The sequence below is a fragment of the Cytobacillus spartinae genome, from assembly GCF_042865285.1.
GTDB classification, from domain to species: domain Bacteria; phylum Bacillota; class Bacilli; order Bacillales; family Cytobacillaceae; genus Robertmurraya_A; species Robertmurraya_A spartinae.
Genome location: NZ_JBIACK010000014.1, coordinates 1 through 19,870 on the forward strand (window position 1 = coordinate 1; position 19,870 = coordinate 19,870).

Here is a 19,870-nt window from a genome sequence, read left to right on the forward strand (position 1 = left end):
GGGAAGCGGCTCGGCCCCGCCCGCGGAAAGCGTTCGCCCGTAGCGTAAATCAACGGTTACCAAGAGTATAACTTTATTTTAATAAAAAAAGGACTGTAGGCAACCTCGAAATTTTCGAGTTTGTCTATAGTCTGAAACTGCCCTTTTAAGGACAGTTTTAGTTTACTCGCTTTAATTTTGACTTTCTTCCTGAAGAGATTCTTGTGATTCATCATTATTTTCCGTTGGCTGATTTGATGTAGAATCAGGTTGTTTATTCTTTAAATGAAAGTATGCATCAAGTACCCTTCTACCAATTTCATAATTTGCTGTATGACCGCTATCCCCTTGATATGCCCAAGGGACAACAACGGCCATTGCAACTTCAGGATTATTATATGGTGCGTACGCTACCAGACTTAGATTCATTACTTCAGGTGGAAATTCGTAGTTTTTTCTCTCTGGGCCATCATAAAATGCTTGGGCCGTTCCTGTTTTTCCTGCAGGTAAATAAGGTGCATTCCCAAACTTTCGGTAAGCAGTTCCCTCAGGATGTTGCATGACTTGTCGAAAACCTTCATGAACATTTTCGATCCATCCATCTTCCAAATTGATTCTATTAAGAATAGTAGGCTGGATTTCTTCTATGACTGGTCCAAGCTTATCGTTATCCATAAGGGGAGCCCTTATCTCTTTAACCATACGAGGTTGAATTCGGTATCCTCCATTTGCAATTGTTGACACGTATTGAGCCAATTGCATCGGCGTATACGTATCATACTGTCCAATTACTAGATCAAGAAGAAAGCCTGGTTTAGCTAAAGGACCTTTGTATCCAATTTGTTCATTGGGTAAATCAATACCTGTTCTAGTCCCCAGTCCGAATTGATTAAACGACTGTCTAATCGTATTGAACGCTTGAGAATTCAGACGGATAGGTTGATTGTATTCGTAACGACCTCCCCCAATCGAAATGGCCGTTCTAAACATATACACATTGGATGAAACTCTTAGAGCTCTAATATCATTTAAATTTCCAAAGTTTTTCCAAGATGCCTTTTCAGGTGTGCCCTTAATTTTTATTGGGGCATCATAAAAATATGAACCAGGTTGAATTACTCCTGATTGATACCCTGTTAGAATAGTGGCTCCTTTAACAGCAGAACCTACATTATATGATGAAGTGATGTTACCAAGTGCAAAATCTTGCATCTCCGATTTGCCTGTTTCTTTATCTTTAACAAGCCATTTCCCTGCCATTGTTAATACTTCACCTGTGTTAGGATCCATTAAAACCACAAATGCTCGATCAAGCAGAGCAGTACCAGGCTCTTTCTTTGCCGCCAAAAGCTCTTCTTCAATAATTTTTTCTACCTCTAATTGAAGATCCATATCTACTGTTAAGACCAAATCTTTTCCTCTTTGGCCCTCAGAAACCACTTCTGTGGATAATACGTTTCCAGCTTTGTCCGTTATTTTTTTTACTTTTGCTTTTTGACCGTGTAAAACCTCTTCGTACTGCATTTCAATGTAACTTTTGCCTACACGGTCATTTCGATTATAATCTCTTGCTAAGTAATAATCTAACTGTTCCTTTGGTATCCCTTCGCTTGAATCCGTTACCTTCCCAAGGACAGTTTTTAATGTATTACCATACGCATAGAGTCTTTCCCAATCTGTAGTCGTGTCTACCCCAGGTAAGAATTGTAGGTTTTCACTAACCTTTGCAAATTCTTCTGCAGTGACATCCTTATTTTTCACAATCTGTGGTGTTAAGGCATAACCGCTATTGAACTCACGGAAAATGGCTAGTATCTCTAGATCCTGAGCTGATAGTTCTTCTAATTCATTTTCCGAAATCCTCTTGAGTTTTAAATTATAGATATCATCACTATCTAATTTTTTCGCTTTAAATTGCATGCGTTCTTCTTCCGTAATCTTTTCATCAGCACGTTCAGGATTCTTTATAATCCAATAATCCTTCTTCTCCCTTACTTGTACCCGATCAGGCTTTACTTCAATTAACTTCGCTAAGCGCTCTGCAACTTCTAACATCTCACTTTGACTTGCACCTTGATAAGTGTATGTAATGGCATACTGAGGGACGTTATCTACAATGGTCTTACCTTTCCGGTCAAACATTTTCCCCCTAGGGACAGGATTATTTACCGTTATGTCTTCAGTTCTTTCTATTTCCCTTTTATAATCTTCACCATATACAATTTGTACAATTCCAAGACGTAAAATAAGTACAGAAAAAAGAACAAATACAATAAAAAACAACATATTTAGGCGAAAAGGAACATGTGTCTTCTTTTTCTTTTTATTCAATAGATCACTTCCTTTTTTGGAACATTTTCTCAGTTTCTTCTTATATTCTATAGTACCTTTAGTAAAAATTCTATTAATAAGGTACTTCAAATATTGACTTACACCGATTCCACTTTATAAGAGTAAGATGAAAAAGAGCAAGATAGAAAAGGTTAAATAAAACTAACTATAATCTCTCCTTATGCTTCCCTCTTTTGACATAATAAAAGGAAAGGCAATTACCTTTCCTAAGACTCAGCAAATTTTACATGTCTGACAAAAAAATAAATCATTGTATGTCCTAATCCCAATATGAGTAGGAGAATTGGGATACTTTTATCCGGATTGAAAAAGGAAATAGCCGCTAGGAAAGAAAGGATGGAAATAATCCTACCTAAGTTCAAAAAGATCTCTCTTACTACAATATATTCAATTCTCATTTCAGCAGCCTTCCAACCTCTACCAATTACATCATAAGTAAGGGAGAGATATGGAACAAGAATTATAGGGTAGGCAATCGCGATTATTCCTGCATAAAAAAGCAACTTTGTATAAGTTAAATCAAAGACAATTAAAAAGATTGCTGAGTATAAGAGCAGGCCACCAACTAAGATTGCCTTCTTTCTTTGTTTCTTTTTAATCATTCTAGATGCAAAGTAATAGGCGATAAAAGCAATCCCAGAGTTGACTAACCCAAAGGTTCCCAATGCGAGTTCACTTCCCGTAGAAATAAACACGAACACAGAAATGATAAACACGAAGGTTCCTTCTCTAAGACCTTGAAAAAAGTGAGCATTGGTTATTAAGCGCCAGTTATGATTATGTTTACGTTCCTCTACAATACGTAAGAACCAATACTTTCCCTTAGCAGGTCTCCTTTTTAAGAAAAAGCTTAAAAATACAGCTAAAGAAAATAAGCCTAAAGAAATGCCAAAAACAATAGAATATCCTGTAAACTTACTCATTTTAGAAATGATAAAACCTGCAGCAAATGGCCCAATCATACCTCCAAAGGAAGATAGAATCCCTAAAAAACCGTTAAAAAAATCTCGAGTCTCGGGTTCTGTTATTTCAAACGTTAAAACATTGAATGCCAGCCAATAAAATCCATAGCCAATGCCCAGAAGTCCTCCTAGTAATAATAAAAACTTAGAGGCATTTGTCCCAATCACTAAAACCGTTAAATAAAATAGAGCTAAAAAAATGACGCCGATTCTTAATACAATTACTCTGTCAATTTTCTTAGCCCATCTTCCTGCTAAAATGAATGTTATTGGCTGTAATACAACTACAGATAAATTATATAATCCTAAATCTTTAAACTCTCCGGATTGCTTCCACAAGTATATATTTACAAATGTATTTGATAGAGCAACACTTAAGGAATACAGTCCACCAATTAATAGCAGTAACGTAAGATCTTTTGTTAATTCGACATCTCCAATCAACTTTTTCACTTTGCTCATAAGAAACTCCCCTTTATATCTATGGGGTAGTTTCTTACAAAAACCAGTTGATTATGCACAAATCGAAGAACTATGTAAACAAATAGGGACCCTTCACTTAAATTTTGTAAAAGAATAAAAAAAGCAGCGAGAATAAACTATTCTCAACTGCTTTTTGTATATTATTTTGCTGCGTTATAACGCTTAGAAACTTCATCCCAGTTTACAACGTTCCAGAAAGAATTGATGTAGTCAGGACGACGGTTTTGATAGTTTAAGTAGTATGCGTGCTCCCAAACATCAAGTCCTAAAACAGGAGTTTTACCTTCCATTAAAGGAGTATCTTGGTTAGGTGTGCTAGTTACTTCTAATTCACCGTTGTTTACTACTAACCAAGCCCAACCAGATCCGAAACGAGTTGTTGCAGCTTTAGCAAACTCTTCTTTGAAGCTAGCATAGCTACCGAATTTGCTGTTGATTGCTTCAGCAAGTTCACCAGTAGGCTCGCCGCCACCGTTTGGAGAAAGAATAGACCAGAATAATGCGTGGTTAGCATGGCCACCACCGTTATTACGTACTGCAGTACGTACTGCTTCAGGAACTGCATCTAGGTTAGCTACAACCTCTTCAACAGTTTTTGAAAGAAGCTCTTCATTTCCTTCTAAAGCATTGTTTAGGTTTGTTACATAAGTATTGTGGTGCTTAGTGTGGTGAATATTCATTGTTTCCTTGTCGATGTGTGGTTCTAATGCATCATAAGCATAAGGTAATTGTGGAAGTTCGAAAGCCATTTTTAAATTCCTCCTATGTATTAATTACTATCTTTAGATGCCATTCTTATATAGGTTGGTTTCTGATATAAGAATGTTTCTAAAGTGATTAACTTAAGATTACCAAAGTTGGATAATCGTTTCAAATAAAATGCTTAGCCAACAAATATACATTACCCTTTCAACTAGAATTTATTCACCATTCGTTCAGAAATTCCTTTTTATTTTTTAATCTTTTTATGACATGATTCGATAAATTGTCGTTTTTGTTTAAAAGACTGATATATAAATGTTTAAGACCCAATCTGAAGAAATAGATTTCCATTATAATCCAAACGCTAATTGACAGGTTGTCGCCATTTTTATTAAATCAAAGTAAGAGCCATTATAGGAGTGACAACCATGATACAAAAATTAAATCTTTCACTATACAGTTTACTTATTCAAGAATTTATAAATGTAGAAACCACCCAAAAATTAAGAGCAGGCACTATTCTATTTAATGAGAGAGACAGTGTAGATCATATCTATATTCTAATTGAAGGAAGCGTTGCTTTAGGAAGGGTTCATATGAAAGGAAAAGAATTTATTCTTAAAATCCTTCATGGTGAGGAATTGATTGTTGAATATCAAATATTTAAAAATCACCCCAAATACCATTTCTATGCTAAGACATTATCAGAATGCGAATTGCTTATGATTAAGCGTGAAGACTTCGAGAGGTATATTATGAGCAATCCAGAAGTAATTGGGGAATTAACTTCTTGGCTTAGTACACGATATTTAAAGGCACAGATGAAGTGTCAGGATTTACTGATGAACGGAAAAAGAGGTGGACTCTATTCAATTCTTATTCGTTTATGTAATAGTTATGGCGTAATGACAAAGGAGGGGATATTAATAGACCTCCCTTTAACTCATCAAGAGCTCGCTAGTTTAACTTACGGAACACGTGAAGTTATTCAAAGAATGCTCAAAGATCTAAGAGAGAAAGAGATTATATCCTATGATCAACAAAAATTCACAATAAAAAATATCAATTATTTAAAGGAAGAAGTAGATTGCCAAAATTGTCCGTATGAGATTTGTGGGCTTAATTAAGATTAATATAAAAGGAGAAATCTACAAAAATGAGATTTCTCCTGAAATGGACCCTGCAGGACTCGAACCTACGACCGGACGGTTTTGAGCTGTCAGCTCTAACCAGCTGAGCTAAGGGGCCAAATTTATCCTAATGTAACCAAAAATTTAACATGTATCTCTTTTTTTCCTCTCAATCTATAGAACAAGAACTGAGAAATAAATAATCATCACTGCTTGTATAATTCCTTTTGTAAATACGCTACTTATAAAACCTACTACTGAGCCAAACCCAATTTTAACAGCCTCTTTGAAATCTTTTTTATTCACGATTAACTCTGCTATAATTGCTCCTACAAAGGGACCAATTAAAATTCCAATGACTGGGATGACAAACGGCCCTATAAGAATACCGAGTGTACTGCCCCATATCCCCGCTTTGGATCCGCCGAACTTTTTCACACCAATCATATTAGCAATGTAATCTGCGCCAAACAACAATAATACGAATAATCCTTGAATCAGCCAGAACAACCAGTTGAAAGGTTCAAAGGAGAATAATACTCCGTACAAAATAAAACCAGCAAAAAGAAATAGCACACTAGGAATGATAGGATAAATAAGCCCTATAAAAGAGATGATGAACAGAGCAATAATAATAGCCCAATATAGATAATCCATAGTAACATCCTTTTCTAAAAATTAATAAAAGCAAGGGAATCCCCTTGCTTTATTTTACCATTAATGTCTTTCTCCTAGTACTGCCTCTGCAATATTTACTGCATGATCGCCAATTCTTTCTAAGTTACTGATAATATCCACATAAACAATACCAGCTTGACCAGTACATAAGCCTTCATTTAGACGAAGGATATGTTGTTTACGTAGTTTTCTTTCCATTTTGTCAATTTGCTCCTCTTTTGTAACAACTAGACGAGCTGAATCTTTATCCTTATGATCTAAAGCCTGTAATGACTCACGAACAGTTGAAATAGTTAAGTTGAACATTTCTTCAAGGTCATTCATTGCGGATTCAGTAATTTTCACCTTATTAGCTTGTTGATACTCAATAAGCTCAATAATATTTTCAAAATGGTCACCTATTCTTTCTATATCACGTACTGTGTCCATTAAGATTGAGTGTTCCTCCGAATCATGTTCAGATAATGAACTTGTCGCAAGATCAACTAAATAATCTGTAATCTTTCTATCTAAATTGTTAATAGCGTCCTCTAATTGATATGCAGTTTCTGCGTGCTTTGGTAGTTTTGTCTTTAAGAACGTATTTGTTTCTTCTAAACCACGAACAGCAAACTGTCCCATTCGTAGTACTTCTTCTTTGGCTTGTCCTAAAGCAATAGCAGGAGATTGTTCAATAAAGTGTGGGTCCAAATGCTTTGCTTTATACTCAATAAGTGAGTCTTCGCCAGGTATCAGTTTGGTTACAATCATTGCAAGAATAGCAATGAAAGGTAACTGAATTAGTGTATTGGTTGTATTAAAAATTCCATGAGCAAACGCGATTGTCATCTCAGGATTTAGATTTAGTACATCCTGTAAATATGCAATAAATAATGTGAAAGGTTTTAAAAGAATCATAAAAATGGTGGTTCCGATTAGGTTGAACAATACGTGCGTTGCCGCTGCTCTTCTTGCAGCAACAGAAGCACCAATTGCCGCTAATACAGCCGTTATTGTTGTTCCAATATTATCACCAAATAACACCGGTAAGGCAGCAGTTAAATTAATTAGATCCTCTGCAAATAACCCCTGTAGGATCCCAATCGTAGCACTTGAACTCTGAACGATTACTGTGAATACGGTACCAATGACTACCCCTAGTATTGGGTTGGCACTCATACTAACAGTTAAGTCATGGAATGCTTCCAAACCTCTTAACGGCTTCATCCCTCCACTCATTAATTCAAGTCCGTAGAATAAAGCACCGAAACCAAAAACAATTTGCCCAAAATGGCTAGTCTTCTTACTTTTAAAGAAGAATATCAAAATTGCACCTAGCGCTATGATTGGAAGAGCATAATCTCCAAGTTTAATACCAATGATAAACGCTGTTACAGTAGTACCAATGTTAGCACCCATTATTACCCCAATGGCCTGGCGTAAGTTCATAAAACCTGCACTAACTAAACCAACAGTTATAACGGTAGTTCCGGAACTACTTTGAATTAAGACCGTTACAATAATCCCTGCGAGTACACCCATTAAAGGATTAGTCGTAAATCTGTCTAGAATATCTCTAAGCTTGTCACCCGCTGCTCTTTGGAGGCCGTCACCCATGTATTTAATACCAAATAAGAAAATCCCTAGACCACCTAAAAATTGAAACAGCATTTCTTGAACATTTAATTCCAAGATTCTTCAACCCCTACTTAATAATTATTCGACAATAATCAACAAAACCCCATACAATTATGAAGGAAAAGTTAATAAAAAGTAAAGAATATATTCACTAAATTTACACTACCTTAACAATTCCTCTTTATATTACATTAATGTTACAAATTATAATAATTTTAAATTATTTTTAAACTTGTACATCTTTATAGGTACGGATAAAATAAGGAATGAATAATGATAAGGGTGTGTCAACCAATGAATATTTTTAAACAATTAATTAAGAGTTTATATTCTCCAAAGGATATAGCATTATTCCGTTTTCAAGGTATCGGAAAAACCATCTTATATATTTTCTTTCTAACACTTATTGCGATTATCCCCAATGTTTCTTACTTTAGCTCAGCCATTATTAATGGAATAGAAGCTACCCAAAATACAATTAATGAGGGGATCCCAGAATTTGAAATAAGCAATGGGGAATTAACCTCTGATCAAGCTGAACCTATTACAATGGAGCAAGATAATTTTACAATCATCTTTGATTCTACTGGAGATATCACATTAGACGAGTTAGAGGTTTCTAACGGACTAGCACTTCTTAAAAATGACTTTGTTCTCGTTGCAGGTGGTAATATTGATACCTATTCATACTCTTTGTTTACCGATATGATTTTAACCAAAAAAGACATATCGAGTTTAGTTAAATCTATGGAGTCTTTACTGCCCATTATCTTACCTATTTTGGTTCTAACCATTTATATTTTTACTGCAGGAATTAAGTTTCTTGAAGTGACTATACTTGCATTGTTTGGTCTAGTTCTAAAAAATATAATGAACCTTAAGCTACAGTACAGACATATGTGGAGGATGGCAGCTTATAGCGTAACGCTTCCAACAATCTTCTTTACGATTATGGCAGCATTGCAAACACCTGTACCAAACGGTTTTCTTATTAACTGGTTCGTATCAACGATTATCTTATACCTAGCTTTAAAAGAAATACCTAAACCGAAAACAAACTAATCTTTTTTTCTTAAAACTTTTTTGTGAAAATAAAAAGGATAGGCCGAACTAGGTGTATTCGGGCCTATCCTTTTTATTTTATATTTTAAATTTTATAAGAACCGCTTTTAGATTTAGAGCAAAGTCATTTACCTTTTGAGTCGACCTCTCCATTTCCTCATAAGTGGCAAGCTGCTCCTCTGCGGATGATGCAACACTATGTGAGTAGGTTGAATTTGTTTTCGCAATTTCAGTTAACATTTCAACGTTCGTTGAAACCTTTTCAGAACTCAAAGACATAGACTCAACAAATTCATTAATGTCATTAATCGTTTTTCTTATATCATTAATTGAATGGGAGATATCTTTGAAGGATAATCCTGCCTCATTCACAGCATGTGTACCACTTTCAACTTCCTTTGTATTTCTGTTCATCGCATCAATGGCATTTTGCGTATCGACTTGAATTTGCGTGATTAAATGGACAATTTTGCTGGAAGAATCTTTCGATTGAACTGCTAACTTTCTAACCTCGTCAGCAACTACGGCGAAACCTTTTCCATGTTCCCCTGCACGTGCAGCCTCAATAGCTGCATTTAACGCCAAAAGATTTGTTTGTTCTGCAATACTTGTAATTGCATCTGTAATCTGACTGATTTCTTTTGAACGTGTACCTAGTGTTTCAATAACAGACGAAACATCGATAACAGAATTATTGATCAGGGTCATTTGCGAGACAGCATTCTCAACTACACCATTTCCACTAATCGATAAATCTGCCACACTTCTTGCAGTAGAATCTAATTCATTTATAGATGTTGTCAAAGTTTCTAAGCTATCTGTTAATTCATCAACCGTTTGAAGAGTATCATGTATACTATCAAGTTGTCTGTTAGAAGTAGCTGCAACTTCTTGGATTGATCCAGTAATTTGTTCAGTTGCTCTAGTTATTTCTTCTGAACTAGCTGTTAATTCTTCAGTAGATGCTGAAACTTGTGCGGTAGTAATCGATGCCTGTTTAATTAGATATCTAAGGTCTATAACCATTTTATTGAACGTGTTCGTTAACTCTCCAAGCTCATCTTTTGAAGTAACATCCATGTTCGGTTTACTAAAATCACCTTCTGCCACTTCTTTTATTCTAGTTGATAACCGACTAATAGGAAGGTAGATAGATCTTGATAATAGGAAAGCTACTAATACAGATAAAATAACTCCAATCGTTGTAAGGATCATCGTCATGGTACTTACTTTCGTTCCATTTGTGATGATTTCTGTTCCAAGCTCATCGACTCTTTTTTGTTTTTCTTCAGCCAATGCTTTTAAATCCAACATGGTTTGCTCTGCTTTATACTGTTCAGAGCCTAAGTTTAATAGAGCTTGTCGAGTATCGCCTTGGTCATACACTTGAATCACATCTTTTACCATGATGTCATTCCACTTAAGCCCATTTGAAATAATTTTTTCAATTTTCTTTTCAGAATTATCACCATAAACAAGAGTAAATAACTTTTCTTCCAATACTTTATTATTTTTTATGTTCAACTCGAACTTTTCTTTAGATTGAGGAGAACCATCTAGTAAATAGTTATTTACTAGTCCTAACCGTTCAGACATGTTAAATCTCAAATCTTGTAAAAGAATAAGCTCTTTCGACTCCTCAAGAATTAGTTCTTCAGCTAGTTTATTCGCTTTTTCTATATTAAGAATAGAATAAGTAGCCAATCCACCTGAAATAAACAAAACAAAACTAAAACTTAGAATAATTTTACTGCGAATACTTGACCCCAATGGAAGCTTTATAATCAGTTTGTTTAAAAATGGTTTATTGACTAAAGATTTTTTAAATATCCTACTTAGCCCACTTGACAATTTATGTGCAAAATCTACAAACTTCGCCAAATATATACACCTCTCCCCAAAATTATCCAAAATCATTATCTCAAAATATTGTTAAGAAATTGTAAAGAGGATGTAAGGATTATATAAAGACTAATCCCTTTTACCTAGATTTGCTGATTTTAAAAAGAAATCAAACCAAACGTTTTAATATTTTTATCCAATAATGTTCTAGAAGTGGTAAGACCAGCATATGTATGGGACAAGCCCCATATAGGAGGAAAATTTGAAATGAAACGTTTAGCTGGATTAATTATGCTTGTTTTAATTATATATTCAATCTACTATGACTTAAGTCATGGGACACTTCCTGCAATGTCAGAACAAAAAGAAGAAGTGGTAAGTGAAGTGGTTGAAAATGAGATAGTGGAAGACACTAAGATCGTATTTTTCGAAAAGGTTGTTGGTAAGGGAGATACGGTTTTATCCATTGTTGAAGAGAGCCTAGACAGCTCGATTCCCGTTTCAATCCAACAAGTAGTTCAGGATTTTGAAGAACTAAACAAAGGCTTAAAGCCTGAACAAATTCAATATGGGAAAACGTACAAATTTCCTGATTATAAGAAGGTAGACTAAACTTGGACAATTCTTCACCAAGTTTCTTGTCAATCTTAACCGTTCACTGATACAATAAATTCATGTTGGAAATATAAAAAATTCTTTATGTTGCATGATAGGACCATTACACTTCTAGTATTATCTGTCTATTACATGATATTAAATGACAGCGTGAATACTTTTCAAAAGGAGCGAATCACTGTTGAGTGAAATAATACATCGTACCAAAACTAGACCAGTTAAAGTTGGTCCACTAACCATTGGCGGTAATAATGAAGTGGTTATTCAGAGTATGACCACAACAAAAACGCATGATGTTGAAGCTACCGTTGCTGAAATCAAGCGATTAGAGGAAGCTGGTTGTCAAGTTGTTCGTGTTGCATGCCCTGACGAAAGAGCTGCAAACGCTATTTCAGAGATAAAGAAAAGAATCAATATCCCATTAGTCGTTGATATTCATTTTGATTATAAGCTCGCTTTAAAAGCCATTGAGGGCGGAGCAGATAAAATTAGGATTAACCCTGGAAACATCGGTAAAAGAGAAAAGGTTGAGGCTGTTGTAAAAGCTGCGAAAGAAAAGGGCATTCCCATTCGTATTGGGGTAAATGCAGGTTCCCTTGAAAAAAGAATCCTTGAAAAATATGGATATCCAACAGCGGATGGAATGGTTGAAAGCGCGCTTCACCATATCAAAATCTTAGAAGACCTTGATTTCCACGACATCATTGTTTCGATGAAAGCATCAGATGTTAATCTTGCGATTGAAGCTTATGAAAAAGCTGCAAAAGCTTTCGATTATCCTCTACACCTGGGTATCACGGAGTCTGGAACATTATTTGCTGGTACGGTAAAAAGTGCAGCAGGTCTAGGCGCAATCTTAAGTAAAGGAATTGGAAATACAGTTAGGATTTCGCTAAGTGCTGACCCAGTTGAAGAAGTGAAAGTTGCTAGAGAGCTTTTAAAGGCATTTGGCTTAGCTGCTAACGCGGCCACTTTAATCTCTTGCCCTACATGTGGACGAATTGAAATTGACCTTATCAGTATTGCTAATGAAGTTGAGGAATATATTCAAAAAATAAAGGCACCTATTAAAGTTGCAGTTCTTGGATGCGCTGTTAACGGTCCTGGGGAAGCTCGTGAGGCTGATATCGGGATTGCTGGTGCTCGTGGAGAAGGACTCCTTTTCCGCAAAGGTGAAATTGTAAGAAAAGTTCCTGAAAAAACAATGGTAGAAGAATTAAAGAAAGAAATAGATCAAATTGCAGAAGAAATGCTTGCAAAGAGAGAACAAGAAGCAAAAGAGAAGGTTTAAAGTTAGAAAGGCTTGGCGAAATTCGCCAAGCCTTTTTTCAAGTGCTCCAAGCTTGAATCTAGAAAAACGGTAATATAAACATACCTACGATAATCGAAACTGCTCCGATCCCGATAGCCCAGCTACCAAGACCAGTCGCTCCTCTGCGTCGTGCAACAAAGCCTAACACGATTCCTGCAGCACCAAACAATATAGGAAGTACAAACAGGGAAAGGATAGAAAGGATTAAAGCCGCAAACCCTACTCCTCTTCCGGCCACTGCGCCTTCAGTTCTATCTTCTCGTTCTTCCCTAACATTTCCTCTATTGAAAGCTGCTGGTGCAGCAAACTCAGCTGAGGTTTCCTCTAAATAATCTGCAGCTCCAAATTGGTCCGTTGTACCAATCTCATCGCGTTCACGAATAACCATTAACTCGTTCTTGCGTTCTTGATCTGCCATATTTGATCCCCTCGCTTTCCTTTATGGGAGCATTTATATTATTTGATAAAAATTAATTATTATTGATGTTAATGATTGACTTAATAGGTTCTTTTTTTCAAATAGTTCCTGTCAAAAACGAGTAACTCCCTTATTTATCGAACTTCCTCTTTAGACTACGGCATTCTTTTGATAAAATAGTGAGGACCGAAATAAAGGAGCGCATAATAATCATGAAAAAGAGATTTGGCATAGATATTGATGGAACCGTAACTTGTCCCGCATCAATTGTCCCTTTCCTAAATAAGGACTTTAACATAAATATTACCCTTGACGATATTAAACAATACGATTTGAATCCTTTGGTAGATGTGTCTGAATCGGAGTTTGCTACTTGGTTTACCAATAATGAAGCCATCATTTACGAACAATCACCACTTGCTGAAGGTGCAAAGGAGATTATAGTAAACTGGGGAAGAAAGCATGAACTTTATTTTATCAGCGCTAGAGGCTCTCACCTGTTAGAGGTTACTAAGAAATGGTTCCTTAAAGAGAAATTGCCGTTTGACCACATTGAACTTATTGGCACCCATGACAAAATAAACACCGCTAAAAAGTATGAAGTGGATATATTTTTTGAGGACAAACATGATAATGCAGTTATGATTCACGAACAATGTCAAATTCCAGTCATCTTATTCGATACGCCATACAATCAGGATCCTATACCAGATGGTGTCATTAGAGTGTATAGTTGGTTAGAAGCAGAACGTTGGGTTGGTGAGTGGTTAAAGCATAATTAAAACGGCTTGGAAATCCAAGCCGTTTTTTCATTTAATTTATACAATCTGGACAGTGACCGTATATTTCAAATTTATGTCCAGATATATCATATCCTTTTAGATTTTCTTGTAGTCCGTTCATTGGACAAGTCTCGATTTCCTTTGTTTTGCCACAATCTAAACAAATAAAATGATGATGATGATGTTTATGAGAACACGTAAAACGGAAATGTTTTTCTCCCGAAAGCTCCGTCATTTCAAATATTCCAAGATCAACAAACAAAGATAAATTTCTGTAAATGGTATCAAAGCTAAGTCCAGGATAATTGTCCTTCATCTCTTCTAACACATCTCTAGCAGTCAAATACCGATCACTATTCGAAAAAAATTCGAGCATCTCTTCTCTTTTTCCTGTATGTTTAAACCCTTTTTCTTTTAATAATTGTAATGCCTCTGTTACGTCCATTGTTATATTCACCTCTTATTAAACAGGCCTTGCTGTAGACATTTTTTTGATTAAGATGGTTAAGATTAAGATTAGTACTGCAATCATTACAATTGTACCACCTGGAGCTAAATCCAGATAGTATGAAATGGTTAAACCACCTAAAACAGAGGTCTCACCGAACAAGACAGAGAGAAAAATCGTCTGTTTAAACCCTTTTGCAATTCTTATACTCGCAGCAACAGGTAACGTCATTAAAGAGGAAACGAGTAAAATTCCAACTACTCGCATGGAAGCAGCTATAACAAGAGCAACCATAATGATAAATACAAAGTGGATACTTTTAGCAGCTATTCCTGATGCTTTTGCATGTTCCTCGTCAAAAGATAATAAAAATAACTCCTTGTACAGAACGATGATCAGAGCAATGACAATAATACTAATAAAAATAATAATATATAAATCCGTCCTACTGACAGCACTCACACTACCAAAAAGGTAACTAAATAAATCAGTATTAAATCCATCAGCTAAGGAAATAAAAATTACACCTAGCCCAATTCCACCAGATAAAATAATAGGGATCGCTAATTCCTGATAATGTTTATACACACCTCTTAACTTCTCAATAAATAATGAACCCATTACAGAGAAGGCCATCCCCATATACATAGGGTTCAGACCAGATGTGAGCATGAATTTCTTTTCTAAAAAGAGACTGGCTGCAATTCCTGCCAATGTAACGTGACTTAGGGCATCTGCAATGAGCGAAAGTCTTCTCACAACAATAAAAACACCTAATAACGGTGCAATAATTCCAATAATGATACCTGTTAAAAAAGCGTTTTGTAAAAACTCATATTGTAAAATTCCTTGAATCATTGTGAGGTTCCCCCATGATGGTGATGATGGTGGTGATCATGAGTAAGAACATGAACATCATGACCGTAGAAGTCTGACATATCATTTAACTTCAGTTGTTCAAATTCATCCGTATTTCCATGGAAATGCAAATGCTTATTCAAGCATGCTACATGAGTTACTTTGTCTGTAATGGTTCCAATATCATGTGTAACCAAAAGTAACGTAATCCCCATTTTTTGATTTAAGTTTCCAAGCATCTCATAAAAGGATTGAACATTTTGGGCATCCACCCCTACGGTTGGCTCATCTAAAATTAATAATTCAGGGTCACTTACAAGTGCTCGAGCAATAAAAACTCTTTGCTGTTGTCCACCGGATAGCTCACCAATATTTTGGTTTGTAAATTTAGTTAAGTCCACTGACTTAATGGCTTCATGGACCTTTTGTTGGTCTTGTTTTGCCATAAATTTAAATAAGCCTAGCTTTTTCGTTAGTCCACTAGCAACCACCTCATACACCGTTGCAGGAAATCCCGTATTGAAGGAATTGGCTTTCTGGGAGACAAATCCGATTTTGTGCCACTCCTTAAACTTGTTAATATCCTGTCCGAAAAGGCTTATTCCTCCCTTTTGGAGCTTTAAAAGACCTAGTATAAGCTTTAATAGGGTTGATTTTCCTGAACCATTAGGACCTACAATCCCTAGAAAAGCCCCTTTTGGGATAGAGAGACTCACATCCTCAAGCACATTTTCCTTTTCATAGCGATAGGATACATGGTCGATATTTATAATAGAAGAATTAGAATTCATGATTATCACCTAATAAATTAAGAATCATTCCGATTTAACAAACTGTAGTATACAGGATGTTTGTAACATTGTAAAGATATGTGAATTCATACGTAAACATTCCTTGCTTTCTTTCTCTAGAATGAAAGCCGACTCATTAGAGAGTCGACTTATTGTTAGATTTTCCATTAGGGTGACTATCTAATGAATCGCAGATTTAAACTTAGCACCTTTCGTTTCATGTGTGTTCATGATGGTCAGGAATGCATTAGGGTCAACTTCGTGTACAACCGATTTTAATTTGGTCACCTCTAATCGAGTTACAACTACATAAATCACATCTTTTTCGTTATCTGTGTATCCGCCTTTTCCTCTAAGTTTCGTTGTTCCACGTCCTAACCGGTCTAGAATGGCGTCGGATACCTCTTCATAAAGGTCTGAGACAATGATAACAGCCTTTGTCTCATCAAGACCTTGGATAACGGTATCAATCGTCTTAAATGCAATGTAATAGGCCATAACCGAGTACATGGCTTGTTCGGGGCCGAATACAAAGGCAGCCCATCCGAATATAAATATGTTAATAAACATCACAAATTCTCCAACAGAGAAAGGAAGTTTTTTGGTTAATAAAATCCCTAAAATCTCTGTTCCATCCAACGATCCCCCGTGCCGAATGACTAAGCCCACTCCCACCCCTAAAATAAGTCCACCAAAAACAGTAGCTAAAATAGGTTGGTCAGTAAAGGGCTCGAAATGATGAAGAGATCGTTCAAAAATCGCTAAACATATAATTGCGAAAATTGAAGAAATCATGAATGTTTTTCCAATTTGTTTGTATCCGGAGTACATAAAAGGTAAATTCAATACAATTACCAATGTAGCAAAGTTTACAAATGCAATCTGGCCAGAGAATAAATAGTCTAAAATCAACGAGATTCCGATAATTCCTCCGTCAATAATATTGTTTGGAATGAGGAACAATTCAATTGAAACAGCAGCCATCCCCGCGCCAAGCGTAATTAAAATAAGTCTATATACTAAATGAAATACACTTTCTTTTCTATGTTCTTTCTTAACCATTATTTCTCCTTTTCCAAAAAAAGAATCTCTATACTGTCACATAAACCGCCCAATTTTCATATTTTACAAGGGAGGAGTGATGAAAGAGTGAAAATCTTTGAGAGTGTCATCAATCACAAAATCAATACCATTACAGGCGATGAACTTCTAAAATACGCCAACCAATTCCAAATAAAAGTTAATAAGGCAGAAGCGCAGAAAATTGCAAAATACTTAAGAGGAAGACAAGTAAACATTTTTAATGATGCAGAACGAGCAAAATTAATAAAGGAAATTGCGAAGGTAGCAGGACCAGAAACAGCAAAAGAGGTAAATAAACTGTTTGTACAATTTACAAAATAATAAGTATGTTTACAAAAGGAAGAAAAATGAATCATTTTTCTTCCTTTTCTACATGATGAGAGTTAGTCTTCTAAAATAGCGTTCAGTATATTTTCGTTAAATTCTTTAGAAAGTAACATGCTTATTTCATGTTTATAAGGAGCCTTTTTACTATTCTTATCTTCTCCTACAAAAGGAGTTTCGAGAATTTTTGGAACATCAATCAATTGTGGATGATGAACAATGTACTTTAAGGAATCGAATCCAATATGGCCAAAACCAATATTCTCATGTCGATCCTTTTTAGCTCCTCTTTCATTTTTACTATCATTGATGTGGAGTACCTTTAAACGATCAACTCCAATAATCTTATCAAATTGTTCAAGAACACCATCAAAATCATCTACGATATTATATCCAGCATCATGAGTATGACAAGTATCAAAGCAGACTGAAAGCTTGTCATTATATTTTACACCTTCTATAATCATCGCGAGCTCTTCGAATGATTTACCGCATTCTGACCCTTTTCCTGCCATAGTTTCTAAAGCTATTTGAAGGTTTTCCTTCCCTGTCAGAACTTCGTTTAGGCCTTCAATGATTTTTTTTATGCCCTCTTCTTCTCCTGCTCCAACATGAGCACCTGGGTGTAGAACAATCTGTCTAGCTCCTAATGCTTCCGTACGTTCAATTTCACTTCTTAAAAATCTTACACCAAGGTCAAATGTATCCGGATTGGTTGTATTTGCAATATTGATAATATATGGAGCATGAACAACGATTTCGTTAATCCCGTTTGCTTCCATATGTAGTTTCCCAGCCTCAATATTCAAATCTTCAATCTTTTTTCTTCTTGTATTTTGAGGAGCTCCTGTATAAATCATAAAGGTATTTGCTCCATAAGAAACTGCTTCTTCACTTGCAGCAAGTAACATGTTTTTTCCACTCATGGATACGTGAGAACCGATCTTTACCATTTGTTAAAACTCTCCCTTGCTTTATTTTTTCCTATTTTTTCTTTAGTCGATTTTGTCGTTTCTTAATTTTGTCCATTTCGTATTGCATCTTCTTTTTATAGCCTGGCTTAACCTTTTTAGGCTTTTTAACCAATGTTTTTGCTTTCTCATCTACTTCATCTTGTTGTTTCTGGCGTTTTCTTCGTTTGTTACGATCGCCAATGTCTACTAATTCACCTTTTTGAATATCAATCGTTTTAAATTCAATTCCTAGCTTTTCAAGTTTATTTAAAGCATCCTCATCCGCGATATCATAAATGGTTAATGCAACCCCTGAATTCCCTGCACGTGCAGTTCGCCCAACTCTGTGTACATAAAAATCAAGGTCTGAAGGAAGTTCATAATTAATGACATGGCTAATCCCTTGAATATCAATTCCCCTTGCTGCAAGGTCGGTCGCAATAATATATTGAAATTCTAAATCATTAATTTGCTTCATCATCTTTTTGCGTTCACGCGGACTTAAATCCCCATGGATTCTTCCAACCTTTAATCCTCTAGCGCTCATAGCATCTGCTACTTCGTCAGCCATCTTTTTTGTATTGGTAAATACGATTGCTAAGTAAGGGTTAAAGATATTCAGCGCATCAAAAACGATACTTTTCTTGTCGCGGTGCCTAGAAGGAATCAATAGATGCTCAATATTTTCAGCAGCCAATTTTTTTGGCTCAATATGAATATACTTTGGGTTCTCCATGTATTTTTTCAAGAACGGCTTTAGTTTCTCAGGAATCGTTGCAGAGAAGACAAGCATTTGGAGCTTCTCAGGCATTCTTGCCCCAATTTGATCAACATCCTCAATAAAGCCCATATCTAACATTAAATCCGCTTCATCTACAACAAGAGTGGAAGCAGTATAAACCAACAATGCTCCCTCTTTAGCTAAATCATTAATTCGTCCTGGTGTTCCTACCACAACATGAGGTTGTGTTTTTAACTTTTCAATAGCCCTAACTTTATCTGTTCCACCTATGTAGCAACGTGTGCTAATTTGTTCCCCTGGAAGGCAATGTTCTGTTACTTTCAAAATTTCATGATAAATTTGATTGGCTAACTCACGTGTTGGAGCTGTTATTACAGCTTGTACCTCTTGTTTCGTTGGGTCAACTTTTTGAAGAATAGGCAGTACAAACGAGTGTGTCTTCCCTGTACCTGTTTGGGATTGTCCAATGGCACTATCTCCTTTTAGTACGGTCGGAATTAATCGTTCCTGTATTTCAGTCGGTTCATAAAATCCTAGCTTTTTAACGGCCTCTATAATAAAAGGTTTAAACTTATACATTTCAAATTTAGTTTCAGTCATTTTTAATGCTCCTTCTTTTGTGGTAAAACTTTCTTTACCCATCCTGTAATTATAATAAAGTTTCTATCAAAGTGCCACTTATGCACCTATTCTTATTATTTATATTGGACCTAATATTCATTTTTTAGCATTGAAAA

General features: G+C 35.6%; 19 protein-coding genes and 1 tRNA gene. 6 read left to right on the plus strand and 14 right to left on the minus strand.

The window, feature by feature from the left end:
* Positions 1–171 precede the first annotated feature (171 nt).
* From ACFYKX_RS21545 to sodA, 3 genes are all read right to left on the minus strand, one after another.
* Complete coding sequence (locus ACFYKX_RS21545; RefSeq protein WP_389363694.1) at positions 172–2,265, minus strand: peptidoglycan D,D-transpeptidase FtsI family protein; 2,094 nt, start codon at positions 2,263–2,265, stop codon at positions 172–174.
* A gap of 272 nt (positions 2,266–2,537) precedes the next feature.
* A complete protein-coding gene (locus ACFYKX_RS21550; RefSeq protein WP_389363478.1) occupies positions 2,538–3,755 on the minus strand; it encodes an MFS transporter in 1,218 nt (405 codons plus the stop codon).
* Between the two features lie 161 nt (positions 3,756–3,916).
* Positions 3,917–4,525, minus strand: coding sequence for a superoxide dismutase SodA (gene sodA, locus ACFYKX_RS21555; RefSeq protein ID WP_389363480.1), 609 nt, complete (start codon positions 4,523–4,525; stop codon positions 3,917–3,919).
* A 381-nt stretch (positions 4,526–4,906) separates the two neighbouring features.
* On the opposite strand from sodA, the gene ACFYKX_RS21560 reads away from it, so the two are divergent.
* The gene (locus ACFYKX_RS21560; protein WP_389363482.1) at positions 4,907–5,605 is read left to right on the plus strand and encodes a Crp/Fnr family transcriptional regulator; all 699 of its coding nucleotides are present in this window, start codon (positions 4,907–4,909) and stop codon (positions 5,603–5,605) included.
* Positions 5,606–5,652: 47 nt separating this feature from the next.
* Here ACFYKX_RS21560 and ACFYKX_RS21565 read toward each other — a convergent pair.
* The 3 genes from ACFYKX_RS21565 to ACFYKX_RS21575 form a co-directional block, all read right to left on the minus strand.
* Positions 5,653–5,726: transfer RNA gene (locus tag ACFYKX_RS21565), tRNA-Leu, on the minus strand.
* 56 nt (positions 5,727–5,782) lie between these two features.
* Entirely contained in the window at positions 5,783–6,265 is a 483-nt protein-coding gene (locus tag ACFYKX_RS21570) for a DUF456 domain-containing protein (RefSeq protein WP_389363484.1), read from the minus strand.
* Positions 6,266–6,325: 60 nt separating this feature from the next.
* Complete coding sequence (locus ACFYKX_RS21575; protein ID WP_389363696.1) at positions 6,326–7,936, minus strand: Na/Pi cotransporter family protein; 1,611 nt, start codon at positions 7,934–7,936, stop codon at positions 6,326–6,328.
* Positions 7,937–8,197: 261 nt separating this feature from the next.
* Between ACFYKX_RS21575 and ACFYKX_RS21580 the strand changes: the two genes are divergently transcribed.
* Entirely contained in the window at positions 8,198–8,965 is a 768-nt protein-coding gene (locus tag ACFYKX_RS21580) for a DUF1189 domain-containing protein (RefSeq protein ID WP_389363486.1), read from the plus strand.
* A 78-nt stretch (positions 8,966–9,043) separates the two neighbouring features.
* Here the strand turns inward: ACFYKX_RS21580 and ACFYKX_RS21585 are convergent, their stop codons facing one another.
* The gene (locus ACFYKX_RS21585; protein ID WP_389363488.1) at positions 9,044–10,846 is read right to left on the minus strand and encodes a methyl-accepting chemotaxis protein; all 1,803 of its coding nucleotides are present in this window, start codon (positions 10,844–10,846) and stop codon (positions 9,044–9,046) included.
* A gap of 228 nt (positions 10,847–11,074) precedes the next feature.
* On the opposite strand from ACFYKX_RS21585, the gene ACFYKX_RS21590 reads away from it, so the two are divergent.
* Together ACFYKX_RS21590 and ispG are read left to right on the plus strand one after the other, a co-directional pair.
* Positions 11,075–11,419 (plus strand): hypothetical protein, encoded by a 345-nt coding sequence (locus ACFYKX_RS21590; protein WP_389363490.1) that lies wholly within the window; start codon positions 11,075–11,077, stop codon positions 11,417–11,419.
* A 184-nt stretch (positions 11,420–11,603) separates the two neighbouring features.
* On the plus strand, positions 11,604–12,713 hold the full coding sequence (gene ispG, locus ACFYKX_RS21595) for a flavodoxin-dependent (E)-4-hydroxy-3-methylbut-2-enyl-diphosphate synthase (protein WP_389363492.1): 1,110 nt from the start codon (positions 11,604–11,606) through the stop codon (positions 12,711–12,713).
* A 58-nt stretch (positions 12,714–12,771) separates the two neighbouring features.
* On the opposite strand, the gene ACFYKX_RS21600 is transcribed toward ispG, so the two are convergent.
* A complete protein-coding gene (locus tag ACFYKX_RS21600; RefSeq protein ID WP_389363494.1) occupies positions 12,772–13,152 on the minus strand; it encodes a hypothetical protein in 381 nt (126 codons plus the stop codon).
* Between the two features lie 212 nt (positions 13,153–13,364).
* On the opposite strand from ACFYKX_RS21600, the gene ACFYKX_RS21605 reads away from it, so the two are divergent.
* Positions 13,365–13,934, plus strand: a complete 570-nt coding sequence (locus ACFYKX_RS21605) for a hypothetical protein (protein WP_389363496.1) — start codon at positions 13,365–13,367, stop codon at positions 13,932–13,934.
* Between the two features lie 31 nt (positions 13,935–13,965).
* Here the strand turns inward: ACFYKX_RS21605 and ACFYKX_RS21610 are convergent, their stop codons facing one another.
* From ACFYKX_RS21610 to ACFYKX_RS21625, 4 genes are all read right to left on the minus strand, one after another.
* Positions 13,966–14,379: a Fur family transcriptional regulator gene (locus ACFYKX_RS21610; RefSeq protein ID WP_389363498.1), complete on the minus strand. Its 414-nt coding sequence runs from the start codon at positions 14,377–14,379 to the stop codon at positions 13,966–13,968.
* An 18-nt stretch (positions 14,380–14,397) separates the two neighbouring features.
* Positions 14,398–15,240, minus strand: a complete 843-nt coding sequence (locus ACFYKX_RS21615) for a metal ABC transporter permease (RefSeq protein ID WP_389363500.1) — start codon at positions 15,238–15,240, stop codon at positions 14,398–14,400.
* The gene (locus tag ACFYKX_RS21620) at positions 15,237–16,031 is read right to left on the minus strand and encodes a metal ABC transporter ATP-binding protein (RefSeq protein ID WP_389363502.1); all 795 of its coding nucleotides are present in this window, start codon (positions 16,029–16,031) and stop codon (positions 15,237–15,239) included. Before ACFYKX_RS21620 ends, ACFYKX_RS21615 begins: the two co-directional genes overlap by 4 nt.
* A 180-nt stretch (positions 16,032–16,211) precedes the next feature.
* Entirely contained in the window at positions 16,212–17,093 is an 882-nt protein-coding gene (locus ACFYKX_RS21625; RefSeq protein ID WP_389363504.1) for a YitT family protein, read from the minus strand.
* An 87-nt stretch (positions 17,094–17,180) separates the two neighbouring features.
* Here ACFYKX_RS21625 and ACFYKX_RS21630 point away from each other — a divergent pair, with 87 nt between their 5' ends.
* Positions 17,181–17,435 (plus strand): DUF2624 domain-containing protein, encoded by a 255-nt coding sequence (locus tag ACFYKX_RS21630; protein ID WP_389363506.1) that lies wholly within the window; start codon positions 17,181–17,183, stop codon positions 17,433–17,435.
* 62 nt (positions 17,436–17,497) lie between these two features.
* On the opposite strand, the gene ACFYKX_RS21635 is transcribed toward ACFYKX_RS21630, so the two are convergent.
* Positions 17,498–18,391, minus strand: a complete 894-nt coding sequence (locus ACFYKX_RS21635; RefSeq protein WP_389363508.1) for a deoxyribonuclease IV — start codon at positions 18,389–18,391, stop codon at positions 17,498–17,500.
* A 31-nt stretch (positions 18,392–18,422) separates the two neighbouring features.
* Positions 18,423–19,733 carry a DEAD/DEAH box helicase gene (locus ACFYKX_RS21640; RefSeq protein ID WP_389363510.1) on the minus strand — a complete coding sequence of 437 codons (1,311 nt, stop codon included), beginning with the start codon at positions 19,731–19,733 and terminating at the stop codon, positions 18,423–18,425.
* Positions 19,734–19,870 lie beyond the last annotated feature (137 nt).